Consider the following 16,529-nt stretch of genomic DNA (forward strand, 5'->3'; position numbering starts at 1 on the left):
CAGACGGGGAGGCCCCGGACCGCATGGCGCGGTCCGGGGCCGTCGCCGTTACCATCTGCAGAAATGATCCGTCGTCTGGCTCATCAGCGGAAGAGGCCGGAGATCTGCTCGCCCAGTGATGTCAACTCGGTTACGGTGGGGAGCGCCGCGACGATACCCAGCCAGAGTGCCTTCAGGACCGCCTTTTTCGGGGCCTCGGCCGCGAGCTCGGCGGAGAGAGCGTTGAAGTTCTCGACCGCTTCCTCGTTCTGTGATTCGGCGACGATCTCCCCGATGCGCTGCAGTGCTTGTGACACCCCCGGCCCGTGATCGGACTTCACGCGGTTCAGTGAGTTGGTCAGGACGCTCTTGTTGATGACCGTCGCACCGTCTCCGATGTTGCTGAAACTGTCCCCCATGATCTTGTTCCCCATTACCTTGTCACCGTCGACGTTGTCACCGAAGTGATGATATTCGGTCATGCTGTCTCCGATCCCCTCCCGGGAGTTCGGTCAGTCCTTGGCCTTCTTGTCGCCCATTACCTTGTCGCCGCGGATAACATCGCCCACATGGGTGTAGTGATTTACCGGCTGCTGGAAGACGATTTTGGGGTCGTTGATGGCCGCCATGATTTGTCCCGCGATATTGGCGATCACTTTCGGATCGTCGTTGACCAGGGCGGTGTGCGGATCCCCTGAAGTTTCGATCACGAGGCAGTAGTAGGGTCTTCTGCGGGTTATCTGAAAGATTCGGTATCCGCCGAAAACTGTGGCGGCAACGGCCGCCAGGCCGACTGCCACCCCGGCTTCGGGCGATGCGGCATCCGCTGCCGCTGAACCCAGCCAGAGTGCGATCGCCAAGGTCAAAGACTTGACGGCCGACCAGATCATGGGGCGGAGTGGGGCGATCCACTCCACTGTGCTCACTCGGGCCACGCTCTGCAGCGGATAGAACGACGACCCGATAGTGAGGATTTGTTTGCTCACCGAAACGATGATGAGCGAGCTCTTCCTCTTCATTTGTCCCCCGATGGCGTTCGGTGCTGCATTCCTGAATTCGTTCCCCTGAGTCCCGGGGCCACGGAAGTGGTTCGAGAGGGTGAAGTGATGATGTCCATTGCGGCTGTCAGGCAGGCCGGGCGGGCTCCGGTGGGCAAGGGAATCGTAGGTGAGGGTCTGCTCAAGTGCGGGCAACCGTCGGCTGGATTCAAAAGGGGCCGACCAAGGGTGTCGGCCGATCCGGCACTTGCAGCGCCGGTCACGGCTCATGGGTGAACGCGCCGATCAGTGCTGACAGGTGTGCCGTGCGGAAATGGCCGTTCCCTCATTCCACCTGCAGAGAAGCGTGGCAGTCACTTCGGGTGACATACGTTGATTGCGTTGCTTTCGGTAGCGGCAATCGTCGTCCAGGGGGATTTGGTCAGATACGCACTGCTGTCGCCGTCCGCCCGCGAGCGCAGCGGGACTGCCTGGGGCGTGGGTCGCCGACCGCCATTGATGTACGAGGCGATCTCATGGACTTGTCGTATTCCCTCTGTCGGGTCGCTACGGCGGAGTTCGTAGCCTGTACGTGCAGGAGGCCCCGGACCGATCATGGTCAGGGGCCTCCGGTGTCATATGCCCGGACTACTTGCCGCACAAGGCGCGGTGGTAGTCCAGGTGGTTCGGGTCCAGGGGGTGGGACGGGTGGTGGCGAAGGGGGAAGACGAGGGTGTCGTCCGAGGTGGTGCGGACCGTGCCGTCGAGGGCGATGTAGATCGCCAGGGTGTCGAACTGGACGTGGTGATTGGGGCAGAGGACGAGCAGGTTGGTGAGGACGTCCGGGCCGTTGTGGGGACGGCCGAGGCCGCGGATGTGGGCCGCCTCGCTGTAGGTGCCGTCGAGGGTCGGCAGCGCCAGGCCGCAGACCTGGCAGGCGTTGCCGTGGAGTGCTTTCACCTCGGCCACGAGCGCCTGGTCGCGGACGACGGTCGAACCGCTCGTCGGGCGGCGGGGCGCAGGGACGGCAGGGGCGTCGGGGGCGTCGGGGCGGGGAAGGCCGCTCGCGGTGGTGTAACCCGCCAGGTCGAGTCCGCGAAGCAGAGTGTCCTGGGAGATGTCGGGCAGGAACCTTTTTCGCAGGGTCGAGATGGCCCGGATCCGGACGCGGGGGTCCGCGAGCAGTCTCTCGACCTGCTCGGTCAAGCCGCCCTCGGGGTTCCAATGGTCGAGATGGGCTGCCGAGTACGAGTCCGCTTGGTCGTCCGGTAGGCCGTGGACCTGCCAGAGACCGCTGCTCCGGAGCCGCCAGAACGAGTGCTCGGGCGAGAACGCGGAGTGTTTCTGGCCGAACTGTGCCATGAGTCCGTGCATATCGCCCCGGTACTCACGCCATGCAGCCCGGCCCGGGAGGCCCCTGGCCACGCGGGCGAAGGCCCACAGCAGCGACAGGGGCTTGTGCCGGGTCGGGACGCCGTGCTGTTGGTGGACCCGCAGGCGGCGCAGTGTCGTCATCAGCTCCTCCACTGTCGGAAGCCCGCCGCTTCCGGTGGCCCGGGCCCGTTCGGCCGAGGCCGCGTGGATCACGGACGGTGAGAGCTGTTGTGGTGTCGGCTCGGGCACTCGGGTCCCCCTCCGGTACGCGTGACTCGTACAGCGATCCTCTCAAGAGGGGATCCCCCTAGGATCGGGCGGATGGGTAAGAAGATCGAACTCACTGACCAGTTGATCGAGTTGGAGACCCTGGCCTGGGCGGAGATCCGGGAAGGGGTGCTGACCCTGGCGACCGCGGAGATCGTGCAGGCCGCAATCACCGCGCACGCCGAGGCCAGTGGGCAGAGCCGACAGGCGGTCGAGCAGGCGCTCAAGGGGCGGGTGCGGGGGACGGAAGCGGGGGAGGGGGCCGAGTGATGCGGCTGCCGAACATGTGATGAATGGACGGGAGTTGAGGGGTTTCGTCACTCACATGGAGTACCCCTAATGGGTGAGTGCCCGTGGCCCGCGCGGAGGCGGTTCGTTGCCAGATGGGAGCAGGGCGTCTCCGCCGGGAGTGTGCGGGGGCCCGTCGCACCGGTGGGGCGACGGGCCGGGCGCCGCGGAAGGGATGGGGGACGGTGGGCTATTTCGTACGGCGGAGCCGTGCCCACGCCCCGGACCAGGTGGCCGCGGGGAGCAGGGTCAGGCGGAGGCCGAGGGTCATCGCGAGGGCGAGCAGGAGCGCCGGAACCGGTGGCTGGTCGCCGACGGTGAGCAGGACCGCCAGGGTGCCCGGGCCGGTGGAGGCGAGGGCCGCCTCGGTGGGGGCCCGGAGGGTGAGGGGGCGGTCGGGGTCCGGGGGCGGCGGCGGGGTGCCGCGGTCCTCGGCGGGGGGTGGGAGGGGGAGAGGACGGCCCGCGGGAGACCGCGGGTCCTCGGGGGGTTGCGCCATGGCGACCTCCGGAGAAAGGGGAGGCGTCGCGCGGGCTCGCCGGATCCTGCCAAGACGAGACGAGCCGCGCGGCGCCGGTCCCGGACCAGTGCGTCGCCATCGCTAACGGGGCGCGCTCCCCGGGGGGTGCGCTCCTCCACTTGGATGAATGAATCCCGTCCGCTGACGTGTTGACGCGTGATGTTGACGATCGCCTGACCGATGGATCACCGGGGGATAGCTTCGGGGTGAAAGAGGGAGGTGGGCCCATGGGGTCGTGGGATGTCGGTGCTCCGGGAGTGCTGGAGCTGCCGTCCGGACGGTTGGTACGGGGCCGGGGGCTGCGCGAGCCCCGGCCCGAGGGGCCCGTGCCCGAGCTGGGTGTGTATCTGCTGGGCGAGCCGCCGCCCGCCGTGGAGTGGGAGAGCGACTGGATCCGCTGGCCGGACTTCCGGCTGCCCGCCGACCGGGAGCGGGCCCTCGTCGTGCTGCGGCGGACCTGGGAGCGGTGCGACGGGGAGCGGGTCGAGTTGGCGTGCCACGGCGGCCGGGGCCGTACCGGGACCGCGCTGGCCTGTCTGGCCGTACTGGACGGGGTGCCTCCGGCCGAGGCCGTCGCCTATGTCCGGGCGCGGTACGACCGGCGGGCCGTCGAGACGCCCTGGCAGAAGCGGTACGTACGACGGTTCGGGCCGGGCTGACGGCGGCGTACGGGCCCGGCGGCGGACGGCCGCCCGGGCCCGTTGTCGGTGGGCGGGGGCACACTGGAGACATGTGCCGCAGTATCAAGACGCTCCGACCGCCCGCCCTGCCCGAAGAGGCCACCGAGGAGGACATGCGTGCCGCCGCGCTCCAGTACGTACGGAAGGTCTCCGGCTTCCGGGCCCCCGCCGCGCACAATCAGGAGGTCTTCGACCGGGCCGTGGACGAGATAGCGGAGGCGACCGCCCGGCTGCTCGACGGGCTGGTGATCAAGGGGAGGGCGTAGGGCCGACTCCTCTGGATCCCGGCGGCCTCGCGGGCCGACCGGTCGTGTGCCGTCAGGCCGGTTCCGTGGCCGGCTGCGGGGCCGGGCGGCGGCGCATGACCAGGGCCGCCAGCGCGCCCGCCGCGAAGAGGGCGCAGACCGAGACCGCCGCGCCCACCCAGCTGGCGCCCAGCCACTGGCCGCCGAAGTAGCCGAGGCCGACGCTGTAACCGGCCCAGATCACTCCGGCGAGGGCCGACCACGGCAGGAACTCGCGGACCCGGCGGCGGGCGGCGCCCGCGCCGAGGGAGACGACCGAACGGCCCGCCGGGGCGAACCGGGCGATCACCACCAGGGCTCCGCCGCCCCGGGCCAGCGTCGAACCCAGTCTGTCCTGGGCCTTGGTGAGTCTGCGGGAGCGGGCGATGGCCCGGTCGAAGCGGTCTCCGCCGCGCCGGGCGAGCCGGTAGGCGAAGAGGTCGCCCAGGACCGAGGCGGTCGCGGCGCAGAGGATGAGGATCAGCAGGGACGGCACCTCGCGGGGCACCTGGCCGGTGACGGTGGTCGAGCCCGCCGCGGCGGCCGTCGCGGCCGTGATCACCAGTACGCCGCTCGGCAGGACCGGCAAGAAGACGTCGAGCAGCACGGAGAGCGCCACGACGGCATAGATCCAAGGGCTGCCGACCAGCGGCCCCAGACTCTCCAGCACTGTTTACTCTCCCCGTTGCCCCATGTGATGACAGTGCTGTGTCGGTCTGGTCGGTCTGTGTTCAGGTGACGATGGCACTGACAGCTGTACAGCGTACGCGCGGTGTCCACCGGAAGTTCGTCCTGGGCGGCGGATGTTGTGATCATCACCTTGGCTGCCGGTGAGTCCGTCGTCTCCGTCCGCGCCCGAGAAGCCCCCAAAACCGTCCGGACGGTTCGACGTTACTCGGCCGTGCCGACCACGGGTAACGCCCGAACCCTCCAAAGAGGGGCCGGGCGCTCCGTTGTGTATCGACACATACCTGATGGGTGATGCATCGGTTGTCGTCGCCGGTGCGACGGATCAGCAGGTCAGCGTCGGCGTCAGTGGCTCGCGGTGGCCTCGGCGCGCGACCGCGGCCGGTCCTCGGCGCCGGTCCGGTCGCGGCCGAACGCCGAGTCCAGCGCCAGCGCGCCGGGGCCGGTGAAGACCAGCAGCAGGAAGGCCCAGCAGAACATCGCCGACGCCTCTCCCATGTTCTCCATCGGGAACAGGCCCTCGGGCTGGTGGACCTTGAAGTACGCGTACGCCATCGAGCCCGAGGAGACGAACGCGGCCGAGCGGGTGCCCACGCCCAGCATCACCAGGCCGCCGCCGACCAGCTGGATCACCGCCGCGTACCAGCCCGGCCAGGTGCCGGCCTCGACCGTCGCGTTGTCGGGCACGCCCAGCAGTCCGAAGAGGCTGGCGGCGCCGTGGCAGGCGAAGAGCAGGCCGACCACGATCCGGAAGGCGCCGATGGCATAGGGCTGATAGCGGGTAAGGGTCCGGGTGACGTCGGTGCTGGTGGCCATGTGGGGGCTCCTGAGTGGTGGGGGGAGCGGAGGGGCGGTCTCGGCCCCGGGTGTTCGTCCCGGACGGGACGCTGTCACAAGTTAGGTACCCCTTATGGATGCTTGCAAGTTCAAGTAACGGGTTGAGGGTGATTTTCATGCGACTTTCATCGAGCGCCCCGAGCCCCCGTACGCCGGTATGCGACCCATCCGCCGGTAGTCGCGCACGCCCGGCGCGCGCATAGGGTTGGCGTGTGCTGCTGACGGTCGATGCCACCTTCGGCGCGGTGCTCGCCGTACTGCTCGCCGCGGCGGCGACCGTGGCCGCCGTCGCCCATCTCGGGCGCTCCCGGGAGATCGTCGTCGCGGGCGTCAGAGCCGCGGCCCAGCTCGCGACGGTCTCCCTGGTCATCGGCTGGGTGGTGCACGCGCTGCCGCTGCTCTTCGGCTTCGTCCTGCTGATGTACGCGGTCGCCGTATGGACCGCCGGGCGGCGGCTGACCCGCAATACGACCTGGTGGTGGGCCGCCCTGCCGATCGCGGCCGGGGTCTTCCCGGTCGTCGCGGCGCTGCTGCTGACCGGTCTCGTGCCGCTGAAGGGGATCGCCCTGGTCCCGGTCGCCGGGATCCTGATCGGCGGCGCCCTCACGGCGACCGTACTGGCCGGGCGGCGGGCCCTCGACGAGCTGCGGCAGCGGCACGGGGAGGTCGAGGCGGGTCTCGCGCTCGGGCTGCCGGAGCGGGACGCCCGGCTGGAGGTGGCCCGTACGGCCGCGGCGGACGCCCTGCTGCCGGGCCTGGACCAGACCCGTACGGTCGGTCTGGTCACCCTGCCCGGGGCGTTCGTCGGAATGCTGCTCGGTGGCGCCTCCCCGCTGCTCGCCGGGGCCGTACAGCTCTTCGTACTGGTCGCGCTGATGGCGGTCCAGGCGGTGGCCGTCGCGGTGGTGCTGGAGCTGGTGGCCCGGGGGCGGCTGCACCGGACCGGATGCGACAGCCCCACCGACCGGCATTGACCGAAGTCGACCGGTACCGACCGGCACGGTGACCGGCTCCGACCGGCTCCGGCCGCACTCCGATGGGCTACCCTGGACGGAGCAGAAGGGGAGTAGCTCTTCGCCGGAACGTCGACATACTGCCGCATCAGGGTCCTACAGCCCCGGTCCGGCCGGCGCCCGGAGGCGGCGGACCGTGTGATCGGTCCGGTCCGCCAGCGAGACCTTCGGCCGCAGTGTCCTATTGACGCTGCCGTGCCGAAGCGACCCCTTTTCCGGGCAGGCGGATTCCCCGAGGATCCCGCTCCCGCGGTCTCTCGGTACGGGCAGCCCGACCGACAGAGGAATCCATTCCGTGATCAGCTTCACCGTCATGGCGATCACCTTCGGCGTCGTCTTCCTGGCCGAACTCCCCGACAAGACAGCCCTGGCCGGGCTGATGCTCGGCACCCGCTACCGCGCCTCCTACGTCTTCGCGGGGGTCGCGGCGGCTTTCGCCGTCCATGTCGCGCTCGCGATCGCCGCGGGCAGTGTGCTCACCCTGCTGCCGCACCGGCTGGTGCAGGGCGTGGTGGGCGCGCTCTTCCTGGGCGGCGCGCTGATTCTGCTCTTCCGCAAGGCGGACGGCGACGAGGAGGGCATCAAGCAGCCCGAGGACCAGTCCTTCTGGAAGGTGTCGGGCGCCGGGTTCATGCTGATCCTGGTCGCCGAGTTCGGTGATCTGACACAGATCATGACCGCGAACCTGGCCGCGCGGTACGACAATCCGATCTCGGTGGGTCTCGGGGCGGTGCTGGCGCTGTGGGCCGTGGCCGGTATCGGAATCCTCGGCGGCCGGACCCTGATGAAGTACGTACCGCTGCGGCTGATCACCAAGATCGCGGCGGCGCTGATGCTGGCCCTGGCCGGGTTCAGCTTCTACGAGGCCATCACGGGCTGACCTGGCCCCAAGCCCCGAAGCCCAGGCAGTCCGGGGTCCGGTCGCCCGACACCCGGCGGTCGGCCGCGACCAGGGCCGGGGCACGCGAAAGGGGGCGTACGGAACACTCTCCGTACGCCCCCTTCGGCTTCGGCGGCGCGCGACGCCCGGGCCGGGCCCGCCGGACGCGTCAGACCAGAGCGAGCCGGATCCGGCCGTCGGCCTCGGCGGTCACCGTCAGCCCGGTCAGATCGGCCACATGCAGATCGGGCCCGAACGGCAGGGCGCGCGGCCCGACCCCGACGACCCGCATCCCGGCGGCGCGACCGGCGGCTATCCCGGCCTCGGAGTCCTCGAAGACGACACAGTCGGCGGGGTCGAAGCCCAGCTCGGCGGCGCCCTTGAGGAAGCCCTCGGGGTCGGGCTTGCTGGCGCTCACGGACTCGGCCGTGACCCGGACGGACGGCAGTGGCAGTCCGGCCGCGGCCATCCGGGCCGTCGAGAGCGGCACGTCGGCCGAGGTCACCAGGGCGTGCGGCAGCTCCGCCAGCGCGGCGAGGAAGGCGGGCGCGCCGGGCACGGGTACGACGCCCTCCATGTCGGCGGTCTCCCGGGCCAGCATCACCGCGTTGTCCGCGTGGTTCTCGGCCATCGGCCGGTGGGGCAGCAGTTCGGCCATCGTGGCGTACCCCTGACGGCCGTGGACGACCTTCATCGCCGCCTCGGGGTCGAGGCCGTGCTCCACGGCCCAGTTCCGCCAGACGCGTTCGACGACGGCGTCCGAGTTGACGAGGGTGCCGTCCATGTCGAGGAGAAGGGCTCGGGCGGTGAGGGCGGTGGCCTGCATGGGCGTACTCCTGGCGCGGCATGGGCAGCGGCCGGACCGACCAGGCGGCGCGGCGGCGCGCTGCGGGGCGTACAAGGATCCCGCGTGCGCCGGGCGGATGCGGCGCCGGGCGGCGAATCCGGGCCGTCGGCGGCCGCTTCCGCGCGGCGTGCGTCGGCGGTCGGTACGGCGGGCTGCCGCACCGGGCGGGAACAAGCGGCTCCGCCCACCGGTCAGGGAGAGGGGCGGAGCCACTTTGTTCAATCATGGTACAAAGCGCTGGCCGAAAGTGCCACCCCCGGCCGGTTCGACGGGCCGCGACGGAGTATTCGCCCCACTATGGGATGGCGGGAACGCGACCGGGCCCGACGCCGGGCGTACGGCTCCCGCCAGGACCCACGAGGCGCGCCCCGGGCCTCGGCGGCGGGTCCCGGACGGCGAGGAGGCCCGGATGGCACAGCAGCAGCCCCGTACGTACGCCGGGGACCCGGCGCCCGGCGAGGGGCAGGACCGGCGCGGCGTCCTGCTGGCCATCGGCGCGCTGCTGCTCGGCATGCTGCTCGCCGCCCTCGACCAGACCATCGTCTCCACGGCGCTGCCCACCATCGTCAGCGAGCTGGGCGGTCTCGAACATCTCTCCTGGGTCGTCACGGCCTATCTGCTGGCGTCCACCGCCGCCACACCCCTCTGGGGCAAGCTCGGCGACCAATACGGGCGGAAGAAGCTCTTCCAGACCGCGATCGTGATCTTCCTGATCGGCTCGGCGCTCTGCGGCATAGCGCAGAACATGCCCCAGCTGATCGGCTTCCGGGCGCTCCAGGGCCTGGGCGGCGGCGGGCTGATGGTGCTCTCGATGGCCATCGTCGGCGATATCGTCTCGCCCCGGGAACGCGGCCGATACCAGGGCCTCTTCGGTGCCGTCTTCGGCGCGAGCAGCATCCTCGGCCCACTGCTGGGCGGCTTCTTCACCGAGCATCTGAGCTGGCGGTGGGTCTTCTACATCAATCTGCCGATCGGGGCCGTCGCCCTGGTGGTGATCGCCGCCGTGCTGCGCATCCCGGCCCGGCCGACCCGCCACACCATCGACTACCTCGGTACGTTCCTGATCGCGGCGGTCGCCACCTGTCTCGTCCTGGTCGCGTCCCTCGGCGGCACCACCTGGGCCTGGGGCTCCGCGCAGATCATCGGACTCGCGGCGCTCGGACTGGTGCTGCTGATCCTCTTCGTACTGGTCGAGCGCCGAGCGGCGGAGCCCGTACTGCCGCCGCGTCTCTTCCGGATCCGGACCTTCACCCTGGTCTCGGTGATCAGCTTTGTGATCGGCTTCGCCATGTTCGGGGCGATGACCTTTCTGCCGACCTTCCTCCAGGTCGTCCGGGGCGTGAGTCCGACGCTCTCCGGCGTGCACATGCTGCCGATGGTGCTCGGGCTGCTGATCGCCTCCACCGCGTCCGGCCAGCTCGTCAGCCGTACCGGCCGCTGGAAGGTGTTCCCCGTCGCCGGGACCGCGATCACCGCCGTCGGACTGCTGCTGCTCCACCGGCTGACCGAGTTCAGCTCCGACGCCGTGATGAGCTTCTCCTTCTTCGTCTTCGGCTTCGGGCTGGGCCTGGTGATGCAGGTCCTCGTCCTGGTCGTGCAGAACGCCGTACGGTACGAGGACCTGGGCGTCGCCACCTCGGGCGCCACCTTCTTCCGCTCCATCGGCGCGTCGTTCGGCGTCGCCGTCTTCGGCACGATCTTCTCCAACGGGCTCCGCGACAAGCTCTCCGCCGCCCTCGCCGGGCGCCCGGTGCCGCCCGGCGCCGGGACGGACCAGCTCGCCGCCGACCCCCAGGCCATCTCCCAGTTGCCGCCCGCCCTGCGCGGCCCGGTGGTGCACGCCTTCGCCTCCGCGATCACCGACGTCTTCCTCTACGCGGTCCCCGTCGTCGTCCTCGCCTTCGTCGTCTCCTGCTTCCTGCGGGAGGACCCGCTGCGCGGCTCGGTGACCGCGCCCGACCCCAGCCAGACCCTCGCCTCCAACCCGGTGGAACGGTCCTCCCACGAGGAGGCCGCCCGCGCCCTGTCGGTACTCGGATCGAGAGAGGGGCGGCGGCATATATACGAGAAGATCACCGAACGCGCCGGATACGACCTGCTGCCCGGGTCGAGCTGGCTGCTGCTGCGGATCCGCCGCCACGGGACCGTCGAGCCGGGGCTGCTCGCCGACACCACCCCCGTACCGCTGCGGGTGATCACGGACGCGGCCCGGCAGGTCGAGGAGCGGGGCCTGGCCGCCCGGGAGGGGGTGCAGCTCGTCCTCACGGAGCCGGGCCTGGAGACGGCGGTACGGCTGGCGAAGGCGCGCGAGGAGTCACTGGCCGAGCTGCTGGGCGACTGGTGGGGGCCGGACCGGCCGACCGACCTCGTCCAGCTCGTCGAGGAGCTGAACGCCGAGCTGTGCGGCTCCGACCAGGAGCGGCCGAACGGGCCGGGGCCGCGGGGCGACCACGCGCCCCCGTCGTCGCCGGGCGGCTGAGAACCGGTGAGCGCTGCTCTTGCAAAGCAGATGTCGGTTCTTGAGAAGCGGGTGCCGGTACGGCTCAGGCGGCGGCCCGGCGCTCCGCCTCGACGCGCCGCTCGGCTTCGCCCCAGGTGATCGGCAGCTCGTCGGCGGCGACCTCCCAGTAGACGAAGGCCGAGTCCTTCATGGTGGACCGCAGCCCGGTCATCACGCTCCGGTGCGGCTCCGCTCGGGCGTAGGCGTACAGGGCGTCCCGGCTCTCCCAGGCGGAGAGGGTGAAGAACTCGCGGCGGAGCGGCCGGGCGTTCAGCGACGCGCCGAGGGCGCCCGGCGCGGTCCGGACCTGCCGCCAGGCCCGGAGCGCCCCGGCCAGGAAGCGGGGCACGTCCTTGAGTGAGCGGACCTCGAACCGGGACGCCATCACGACGGCGCGGGTGCCGGGGTCGGCGGGGTGGGGGGTGATCCAGGGCAGGGCGGGCACGGTGACCTCCGGAACGGCGCGGTCGTCGGTGGATAGTCTTGCTATCTACTCTTGGAGAGTAGCACTCTCCGCTATCCATTGCAGGGTCGCGACGCCCCGACTGCTCCCGGCCGTACCGGGACCCGGACGGCCCCGCCTCGGGACTCGGGCGATACGGTCGGTCGAGACCGACTCTGCGAAGGATGTCCCGTGGCCAGTGTTGTGAAGATCAACGTCCTGACCGTCCCCGCCGAACAGCGCGAGGTGCTGGAGAAGCGGTTCGCGTCCCGGGCCGGAACCGTCGACGGCAGCGACGGCTTCGAATGGTTCGAGCTGCTCCGCCCGGTGGACGGCACCGACCGCTACCTCGTCTACACCCGCTGGCGTTCCGAGGCCGATTTCGAGGCGTGGATGGCCGGCTCGATGCGCGGCGCCCACAAGCCCGCGGAGCCCGCCCGGGGCGCCGAGGGCGGCGAGAAGCCGAAGCCCGCCGCGACGGACTCCACCCTGTGGTCCTTCGAGGTCGTCCAGTCCGCCGGACCCCGGAACACGGCCCAGGGCTGATCCCGGCGCGGCCTCACCCCCGGGGCCCGCGCGGCGGCCTGATGCTGTCGGCGGTCCGCGGCCCGCCCGTGGTTTGTCTCGCAGTTCCCCGAGCCCCTGAAGGCTCGCCCGAGCACCGCCCTGAACAGGTACCCGCCTCCGCGAGTACGGCGGGACGGCAACCCAGGGGCTCGGGGAACTGCCGGACAAGCAGCCCGGGGGCTACTCCACGACCCGGGCCACCAGCAGGCCGTCGTAGCCCTTGGCGCCCACCGTCTGGACCGCCGTCGCCTCCAGGCGGGGTTCCCGGGACACCAGGTCGAACATCTCCCGGGTGCCCCGCAGCGCCGGGTCGTCCACCGACGGGTCGACCAGCGCGCCGCCCCGGACCACGTTGTCCACCACGATCAGCGACCCCGGCCGGGTCAGCTTCAGCGCCCACTCCACGTACCGGGCGTTGTTCACCTTGTCCGCGTCGACGAAGACCAGGTCGAACGGGCCCGCGCCCGGCTCGGCGGCCAGTTTGGGCAGGGTCTCCAGGGCCGGGCCCGTACGGATCTCCGCGACCGAGTCCAGACCGGCCCTCGCCAGGTTCGCGCGGGCCACCTCCGCATGCCGCTCGTCGTACTCCAGTGAGATCAGCCTGCTGCCCTCGGCCAGCGCCCCGGCCAGCCAGATCGTGCTGTAGCCGCCCAGCGTGCCGATCTCCAGCACCCGCCGGGCGCCCAGCGTGCGGGCCAGCAGCCGCAGCAGTTTGCCCTGGTTCGGGGCGACGGCGATCGACGGCAGCCCTGCCGCCTCGCTCTCCGCCAGCGCCCCGGTCAGGGCCTCGTCCCCGGGAATCAGCTTCTCGGCCAGATAGGCGTCGACGGCGTCCCAGCGCGCCCGGGCCGTCTCTTCGTACGCATCGCTCATGCGCTCAACCTAAGCTGTTCTCCGTGCCCCGCGACCCCCTCGGCGTCGCACCGGTCACCGTGGCGTGACCAGCGGTACGGAGGACCGGCCGCCGCACGCGTCCGTACCGGGCGGCTCCGTCGTACCGGATCCGGCCGGACATCCGAGCAAAACCGGGCGACAGTCAGGCAAAGAGGGGGTTGCCCGAGTCTCATTCTCTGGGCAATGCGAGGCTTTTCGGGGCCGTGTCACCTCTTCACCAGGTGACGACGGCCCACCGGACCGGGAAACACAGGCAATACGGGATGCAGGGGAGGCGCGGCGCGAGTGGCGAACGCGGAGCACAGCGTGCGCGGAAGTGATACCGCGAGAGGGACGGTGACCAGGATGGGCGCGGCGAGAGCCGCGCTCTGGCTGCTGGCCGCCGTACTCGCCGTACGGCAGCTCGCGGTCGTCCTGCGCCGCCCCGAGGGCGAGCGGCTGATCGACCTCGACGCCTGGGTCGGCCCCCAGGGCGTACTGCACGTCGCCGGGTCCCTCTACGAGAACGACCGGTTCAACGGCACCCCCTTCGCCGGGCTCGTACTGAAACCGCTGACCCGCACCGCCGAGCAGAGCCTGGGCGTGGTGTGGACCTTCGCCACCCTGCTGCTCGTCGTCGGCATAGGACTCGTCGTCGCCCGCGCCCTGCCCGGCCCGGTGTCGCGCCTTACGTCCCTCCTCGCCGCGCCCCTCGCGATCAGCCTGCTGATGCTGTCCCTGCCCGTACGGAACAGCTTCTATCTCGGCCAGACCAGCATCATCCCGGTCCTCCTCGTCCTGCTCGGCGCCCTCGCCGTCCGCGGTGAACGGGGCGCGGGCGTCCTGATCGGCATCGCCGCCGCCCTCCAGCCCACGGTGCTCCTCTTCACCCCGCTGCTCTGGTTCACCGGCCGCCGCCGGGCCGCGATCACCGCGGGCGCGACCTTCGCCGCGGCCACCGCCGTCGCCTGGGCCGCGATGGCCGGGGACTCCTGGACGTACTGGATCGAGCACGCCGCGGGCGCCGGACTCGGCGGCGCCTCCGACGCGGTCGCCAACCAGTCCCTGCACGGCGCCCTGCTCCGGCTCGGCCTCGAAGGCCCGCTGGAGATCGCGCTCTATCTCGCCCTGGCCGCCGCCGTCGCCTGGTTCGGGCTGCGGCGCGCCGTCCGCTACGCCCGGGACGGCCAGCTGCTGCTCGCCGTCGCCGTCACCGGCTGTGTCGCCGCCGTCGTCTCGCCCACCACCTGGCAGCACCAGCTGCTGTGGGTACTGCTCGCCGTGGTCGGCCGGGTCGGCAAGAAGGCCGCCGACCGGATGCTCTGGCCGGTACTCGTCGTCTTCGCCCTGACCCTGCCGGGCAAGATGCTGCTGCCGAACATGGAGTTCCTGTACCCGCTGCGGGACAACACGGTGCTCATCGCGGCGCTCGCCGCGGCCGTCGCGATGCCGTTCCTGTCCCGTACCGATCCGCATTTCGCCCGGCCGCTGCCGACGGAATACGCCACCCCGCCCGCGTCCCGCTGGCGCTGGGTGCCGCTGCTGCCGTTCTGGCGGCGGGCCCTGAGCCGTCCCAATCTGCTGCTGGAACTGGTGGCGATCCGGGTCGGCTACGCGATCTACTCCAAGATCCGGCTGGCGGCCACCGCCTCCACGGCCACCGCCGAGGAGCACGGCCGGCAGATCGTCGCCATCGAGCAGGCCATCGGGATCGACATCGAGCACGGCATCAACATGGCCGCGGCGAAGGTGGAGTGGCTGACGGACTTCCTGAGCTTCTACTACACCTCGTTCCACTTCCCGGTACCGCTGGCGGTCCTGGCGGTGCTCTACATCCGCCGCCCCACGGACTACCGCTGGGCGCGGGCCTCCCTCGCCTTCGCCACCCTGCTGGCGCTGGTCGGCTTCTGGCTCTACCCGCTGGCGCCGCCGCGGCTGATGCCGGGGATGGGCTTCATCGACACGGTCCACCGGACCGAGGACCTGTCGAACCCCGAGTTCGGCGCGATGACCGCCGTCACCAACCAGTACGCGGCGATGCCGTCGCTGCACTTCGGCTGGTCCCTCTGGTGCGGTGTGGTGATCGTGATGCTGGCGCCGAAGCTCTGGATGAAGGCGCTGGGGCTGCTGCATCCGCTGATCACGCTCTATGTGATCGTCGCCAGTGCCAACCACTGGATCCTGGACGCGCTCGGCGGGGCGATCGTCGTCGCCGCGGGCTTCGGTCTGACCTACGTACTCTCGGGGCGGCGGTCGGCCCTGCCGGAGAAGGCTGGATCTGCGGCGGACGCGGCGGAAGCCGCGCCGGTACCGGGAGGACCGGCCACGGCCCCTGCGGACGGGATCGCCGGGGCGGCCCCCGTGGTCGAGACGAAGGTCTCCGTACCGGCGGCCCGTACCCCGGTGGACGGCTCGCCCGACCCGGCCGGGACCGGCGCCGGGACCGGTGGTCGCGACTCGGACGGCGGCGGTACGGCGGTCACCGGGAAGTCGGCGACCTGAACCGGGCGCGGTGACGGTGCGCGGGGGTACGCGTCGTCGCGTGCGCGCCTGCTGATGGAGTGACGGAGGGGCGGGCCGCTCGGTGGTACGAGCGGCCCGCCCCTCCGCCGTCCGTCCGGATCGACTGGACATCGACTGGACATCGACCGATGGAGGCCGGTCGGGGCGCTCCCGGAGGCGGGCGGCTACGCGCTCCCCGCCTGGGCCGCGCTCCCCGCCTGGGCCGCGTTGGCCTCCCAGACGCCGTCGCCGACGCAGGGGTGGTCGGTGAAGCGCCGGGAACCGCCGCCGCCGAGGCCCACCCGGTCGCCCTCCCGGGCGAAGACCGCGCCCTCGGCGTCGTAGACGGTGGCCGTGCCGTTCTCCGTCCGTACGCTCCAGCCGTCGGCCCAGGCGATCGGGGTCGGGGCGGTACCCGCCGCCCCGGCGACCGCGAGGCAGCGTTCCGGGGTGACCACCAGAGTGCCCTGGAGATGGGCGTAGAGGGCGCCCCGGGAGTCAGCGGCCGAGCGGACCACCATCCGGGGCTCGGCACCCCCGGCGGCTCCCGCCTTCGTCCCGGCCCGGTCCGGTGCGGGCTGCCCGGACGCCGTACGCTCCCCGCCCGACCCGGACTCGGCGGCCGCCGGGCCCGCGCAGCCGGTCGCGGCGGCCAGCAGCAGTACGGCGGCGGCGGTCGCCGCCCCGGCGAGCGGAGCGCGTCGGCTCCGGGTCGGGTCGTGCCCCGGACGATCGTTCCTCATGGCGGCTTCGTCCCCTCCCCGCCCGGCTCCCCGGCCGTCGGCCGTGGCGGGGCTTGGTGTGTGGGCCCGTACGGTACCGGGGCGGCGGGCCCGCGGGACGGCGGGCCCCGTGATAGCCGCCGGGTCCCTGCCGGGGCCGCGCGAACCCGGCCCGGGTTCATCACGTACCGGGCCGCTAGGTGTATTGACCACGAGCGTTGTTGACGGTTCCGGGTCTTGATCATGGCGAAGACCTCCGGTGTGGTGGAGGTGTCTAGGCTCCACACCGC

At 71.4% G+C, this 16,529-nt stretch carries 18 protein-coding genes; 8 read left to right on the forward strand and 10 right to left on the reverse strand.

Going from position 1 to position 16,529, the window contains the following annotated elements:
• Window positions 1-83: 83 nt before the first annotated feature.
• From AB0G74_RS17820 to AB0G74_RS17830, 3 genes are all read right to left on the reverse strand, one after another.
• On the reverse strand, window positions 84-461 hold the full coding sequence (locus AB0G74_RS17820; RefSeq protein ID WP_361146953.1) for a hypothetical protein: 378 nt from the start codon (window positions 459-461) through the stop codon (window positions 84-86).
• Between the two features lie 30 nt (window positions 462-491).
• Window positions 492-1,172 carry a DUF6232 family protein gene (locus AB0G74_RS17825; RefSeq protein WP_361146956.1) on the reverse strand — a complete coding sequence of 227 codons (681 nt, stop codon included), beginning with the start codon at window positions 1,170-1,172 and terminating at the stop codon, window positions 492-494.
• 432 nt (window positions 1,173-1,604) lie between these two features.
• Window positions 1,605-2,471 (reverse strand): HNH endonuclease, encoded by an 867-nt coding sequence (locus tag AB0G74_RS17830; protein ID WP_361146959.1) that lies wholly within the window; start codon window positions 2,469-2,471, stop codon window positions 1,605-1,607.
• 180 nt (window positions 2,472-2,651) lie between these two features.
• On the opposite strand from AB0G74_RS17830, the gene AB0G74_RS17835 reads away from it, so the two are divergent.
• The gene (locus tag AB0G74_RS17835) at window positions 2,652-2,867 is read left to right on the forward strand and encodes a hypothetical protein (protein ID WP_361146962.1); all 216 of its coding nucleotides are present in this window, start codon (window positions 2,652-2,654) and stop codon (window positions 2,865-2,867) included.
• A gap of 208 nt (window positions 2,868-3,075) precedes the next feature.
• Here the strand turns inward: AB0G74_RS17835 and AB0G74_RS17840 are convergent, their stop codons facing one another.
• Window positions 3,076-3,384 (reverse strand): hypothetical protein, encoded by a 309-nt coding sequence (locus AB0G74_RS17840; RefSeq protein ID WP_361146965.1) that lies wholly within the window; start codon window positions 3,382-3,384, stop codon window positions 3,076-3,078.
• Window positions 3,385-3,632: 248 nt separating this feature from the next.
• On the opposite strand from AB0G74_RS17840, the gene AB0G74_RS17845 reads away from it, so the two are divergent.
• Window positions 3,633-4,064 (forward strand): protein phosphatase, encoded by a 432-nt coding sequence (locus AB0G74_RS17845; RefSeq protein ID WP_361146967.1) that lies wholly within the window; start codon window positions 3,633-3,635, stop codon window positions 4,062-4,064.
• Between the two features lie 71 nt (window positions 4,065-4,135).
• Entirely contained in the window at window positions 4,136-4,351 is a 216-nt protein-coding gene (locus tag AB0G74_RS17850) for a DUF2277 domain-containing protein (RefSeq protein ID WP_358827572.1), read from the forward strand.
• 52 nt (window positions 4,352-4,403) lie between these two features.
• Here AB0G74_RS17850 and AB0G74_RS17855 read toward each other — a convergent pair whose 3' ends face one another.
• Together AB0G74_RS17855 and AB0G74_RS17860 are read right to left on the reverse strand one after the other, a co-directional pair.
• Window positions 4,404-5,039, reverse strand: a complete 636-nt coding sequence (locus tag AB0G74_RS17855; protein WP_361146971.1) for a VTT domain-containing protein — start codon at window positions 5,037-5,039, stop codon at window positions 4,404-4,406.
• Window positions 5,040-5,401: 362 nt separating this feature from the next.
• A complete protein-coding gene (locus tag AB0G74_RS17860) occupies window positions 5,402-5,872 on the reverse strand; it encodes a DoxX family protein (protein ID WP_361146974.1) in 471 nt (156 codons plus the stop codon).
• Between the two features lie 233 nt (window positions 5,873-6,105).
• On the opposite strand from AB0G74_RS17860, the gene AB0G74_RS17865 reads away from it, so the two are divergent.
• Complete coding sequence (locus tag AB0G74_RS17865; protein ID WP_361146977.1) at window positions 6,106-6,867, forward strand: ABC transporter permease; 762 nt, start codon at window positions 6,106-6,108, stop codon at window positions 6,865-6,867.
• 334 nt (window positions 6,868-7,201) lie between these two features.
• Window positions 7,202-7,786 carry a TMEM165/GDT1 family protein gene (locus AB0G74_RS17870; protein ID WP_358827568.1) on the forward strand — a complete coding sequence of 195 codons (585 nt, stop codon included), beginning with the start codon at window positions 7,202-7,204 and terminating at the stop codon, window positions 7,784-7,786.
• Between the two features lie 169 nt (window positions 7,787-7,955).
• Here the strand turns inward: AB0G74_RS17870 and AB0G74_RS17875 are convergent, their stop codons facing one another.
• A complete protein-coding gene (locus AB0G74_RS17875) occupies window positions 7,956-8,612 on the reverse strand; it encodes an HAD-IA family hydrolase (RefSeq protein ID WP_361146981.1) in 657 nt (218 codons plus the stop codon).
• A gap of 430 nt (window positions 8,613-9,042) precedes the next feature.
• On the opposite strand from AB0G74_RS17875, the gene AB0G74_RS17880 reads away from it, so the two are divergent.
• Window positions 9,043-11,112 carry an MFS transporter gene (locus AB0G74_RS17880; protein ID WP_361146984.1) on the forward strand — a complete coding sequence of 690 codons (2,070 nt, stop codon included), beginning with the start codon at window positions 9,043-9,045 and terminating at the stop codon, window positions 11,110-11,112.
• Window positions 11,113-11,176: 64 nt separating this feature from the next.
• On the opposite strand, the gene AB0G74_RS17885 is transcribed toward AB0G74_RS17880, so the two are convergent.
• Entirely contained in the window at window positions 11,177-11,578 is a 402-nt protein-coding gene (locus AB0G74_RS17885; protein ID WP_361146986.1) for a DUF3291 domain-containing protein, read from the reverse strand.
• Window positions 11,579-11,767: 189 nt separating this feature from the next.
• Here AB0G74_RS17885 and AB0G74_RS17890 point away from each other — a divergent pair, with 189 nt between their 5' ends.
• Window positions 11,768-12,121, forward strand: coding sequence for an antibiotic biosynthesis monooxygenase (locus tag AB0G74_RS17890; RefSeq protein ID WP_361146988.1), 354 nt, complete (start codon window positions 11,768-11,770; stop codon window positions 12,119-12,121).
• A gap of 201 nt (window positions 12,122-12,322) precedes the next feature.
• Here the strand turns inward: AB0G74_RS17890 and AB0G74_RS17895 are convergent, their stop codons facing one another.
• The gene (locus AB0G74_RS17895; RefSeq protein ID WP_361146991.1) at window positions 12,323-13,015 is read right to left on the reverse strand and encodes an O-methyltransferase; all 693 of its coding nucleotides are present in this window, start codon (window positions 13,013-13,015) and stop codon (window positions 12,323-12,325) included.
• Between the two features lie 366 nt (window positions 13,016-13,381).
• Here AB0G74_RS17895 and AB0G74_RS17900 point away from each other — a divergent pair, with 366 nt between their 5' ends.
• Entirely contained in the window at window positions 13,382-15,517 is a 2,136-nt protein-coding gene (locus tag AB0G74_RS17900) for a bifunctional glycosyltransferase 87/phosphatase PAP2 family protein (RefSeq protein WP_361146994.1), read from the forward strand.
• A gap of 185 nt (window positions 15,518-15,702) precedes the next feature.
• On the opposite strand, the gene AB0G74_RS17905 is transcribed toward AB0G74_RS17900, so the two are convergent.
• Window positions 15,703-16,260 carry a hypothetical protein gene (locus tag AB0G74_RS17905; protein ID WP_361146996.1) on the reverse strand — a complete coding sequence of 186 codons (558 nt, stop codon included), beginning with the start codon at window positions 16,258-16,260 and terminating at the stop codon, window positions 15,703-15,705.
• Between the last annotated feature and the right edge of the window lie 269 nt (window positions 16,261-16,529).

Origin of the sequence: Streptomyces sp. NPDC020875, assembly GCF_040641415.1 — a bacterium.
GTDB lineage: Bacteria > Actinomycetota > Actinomycetes > Streptomycetales > Streptomycetaceae > Streptomyces.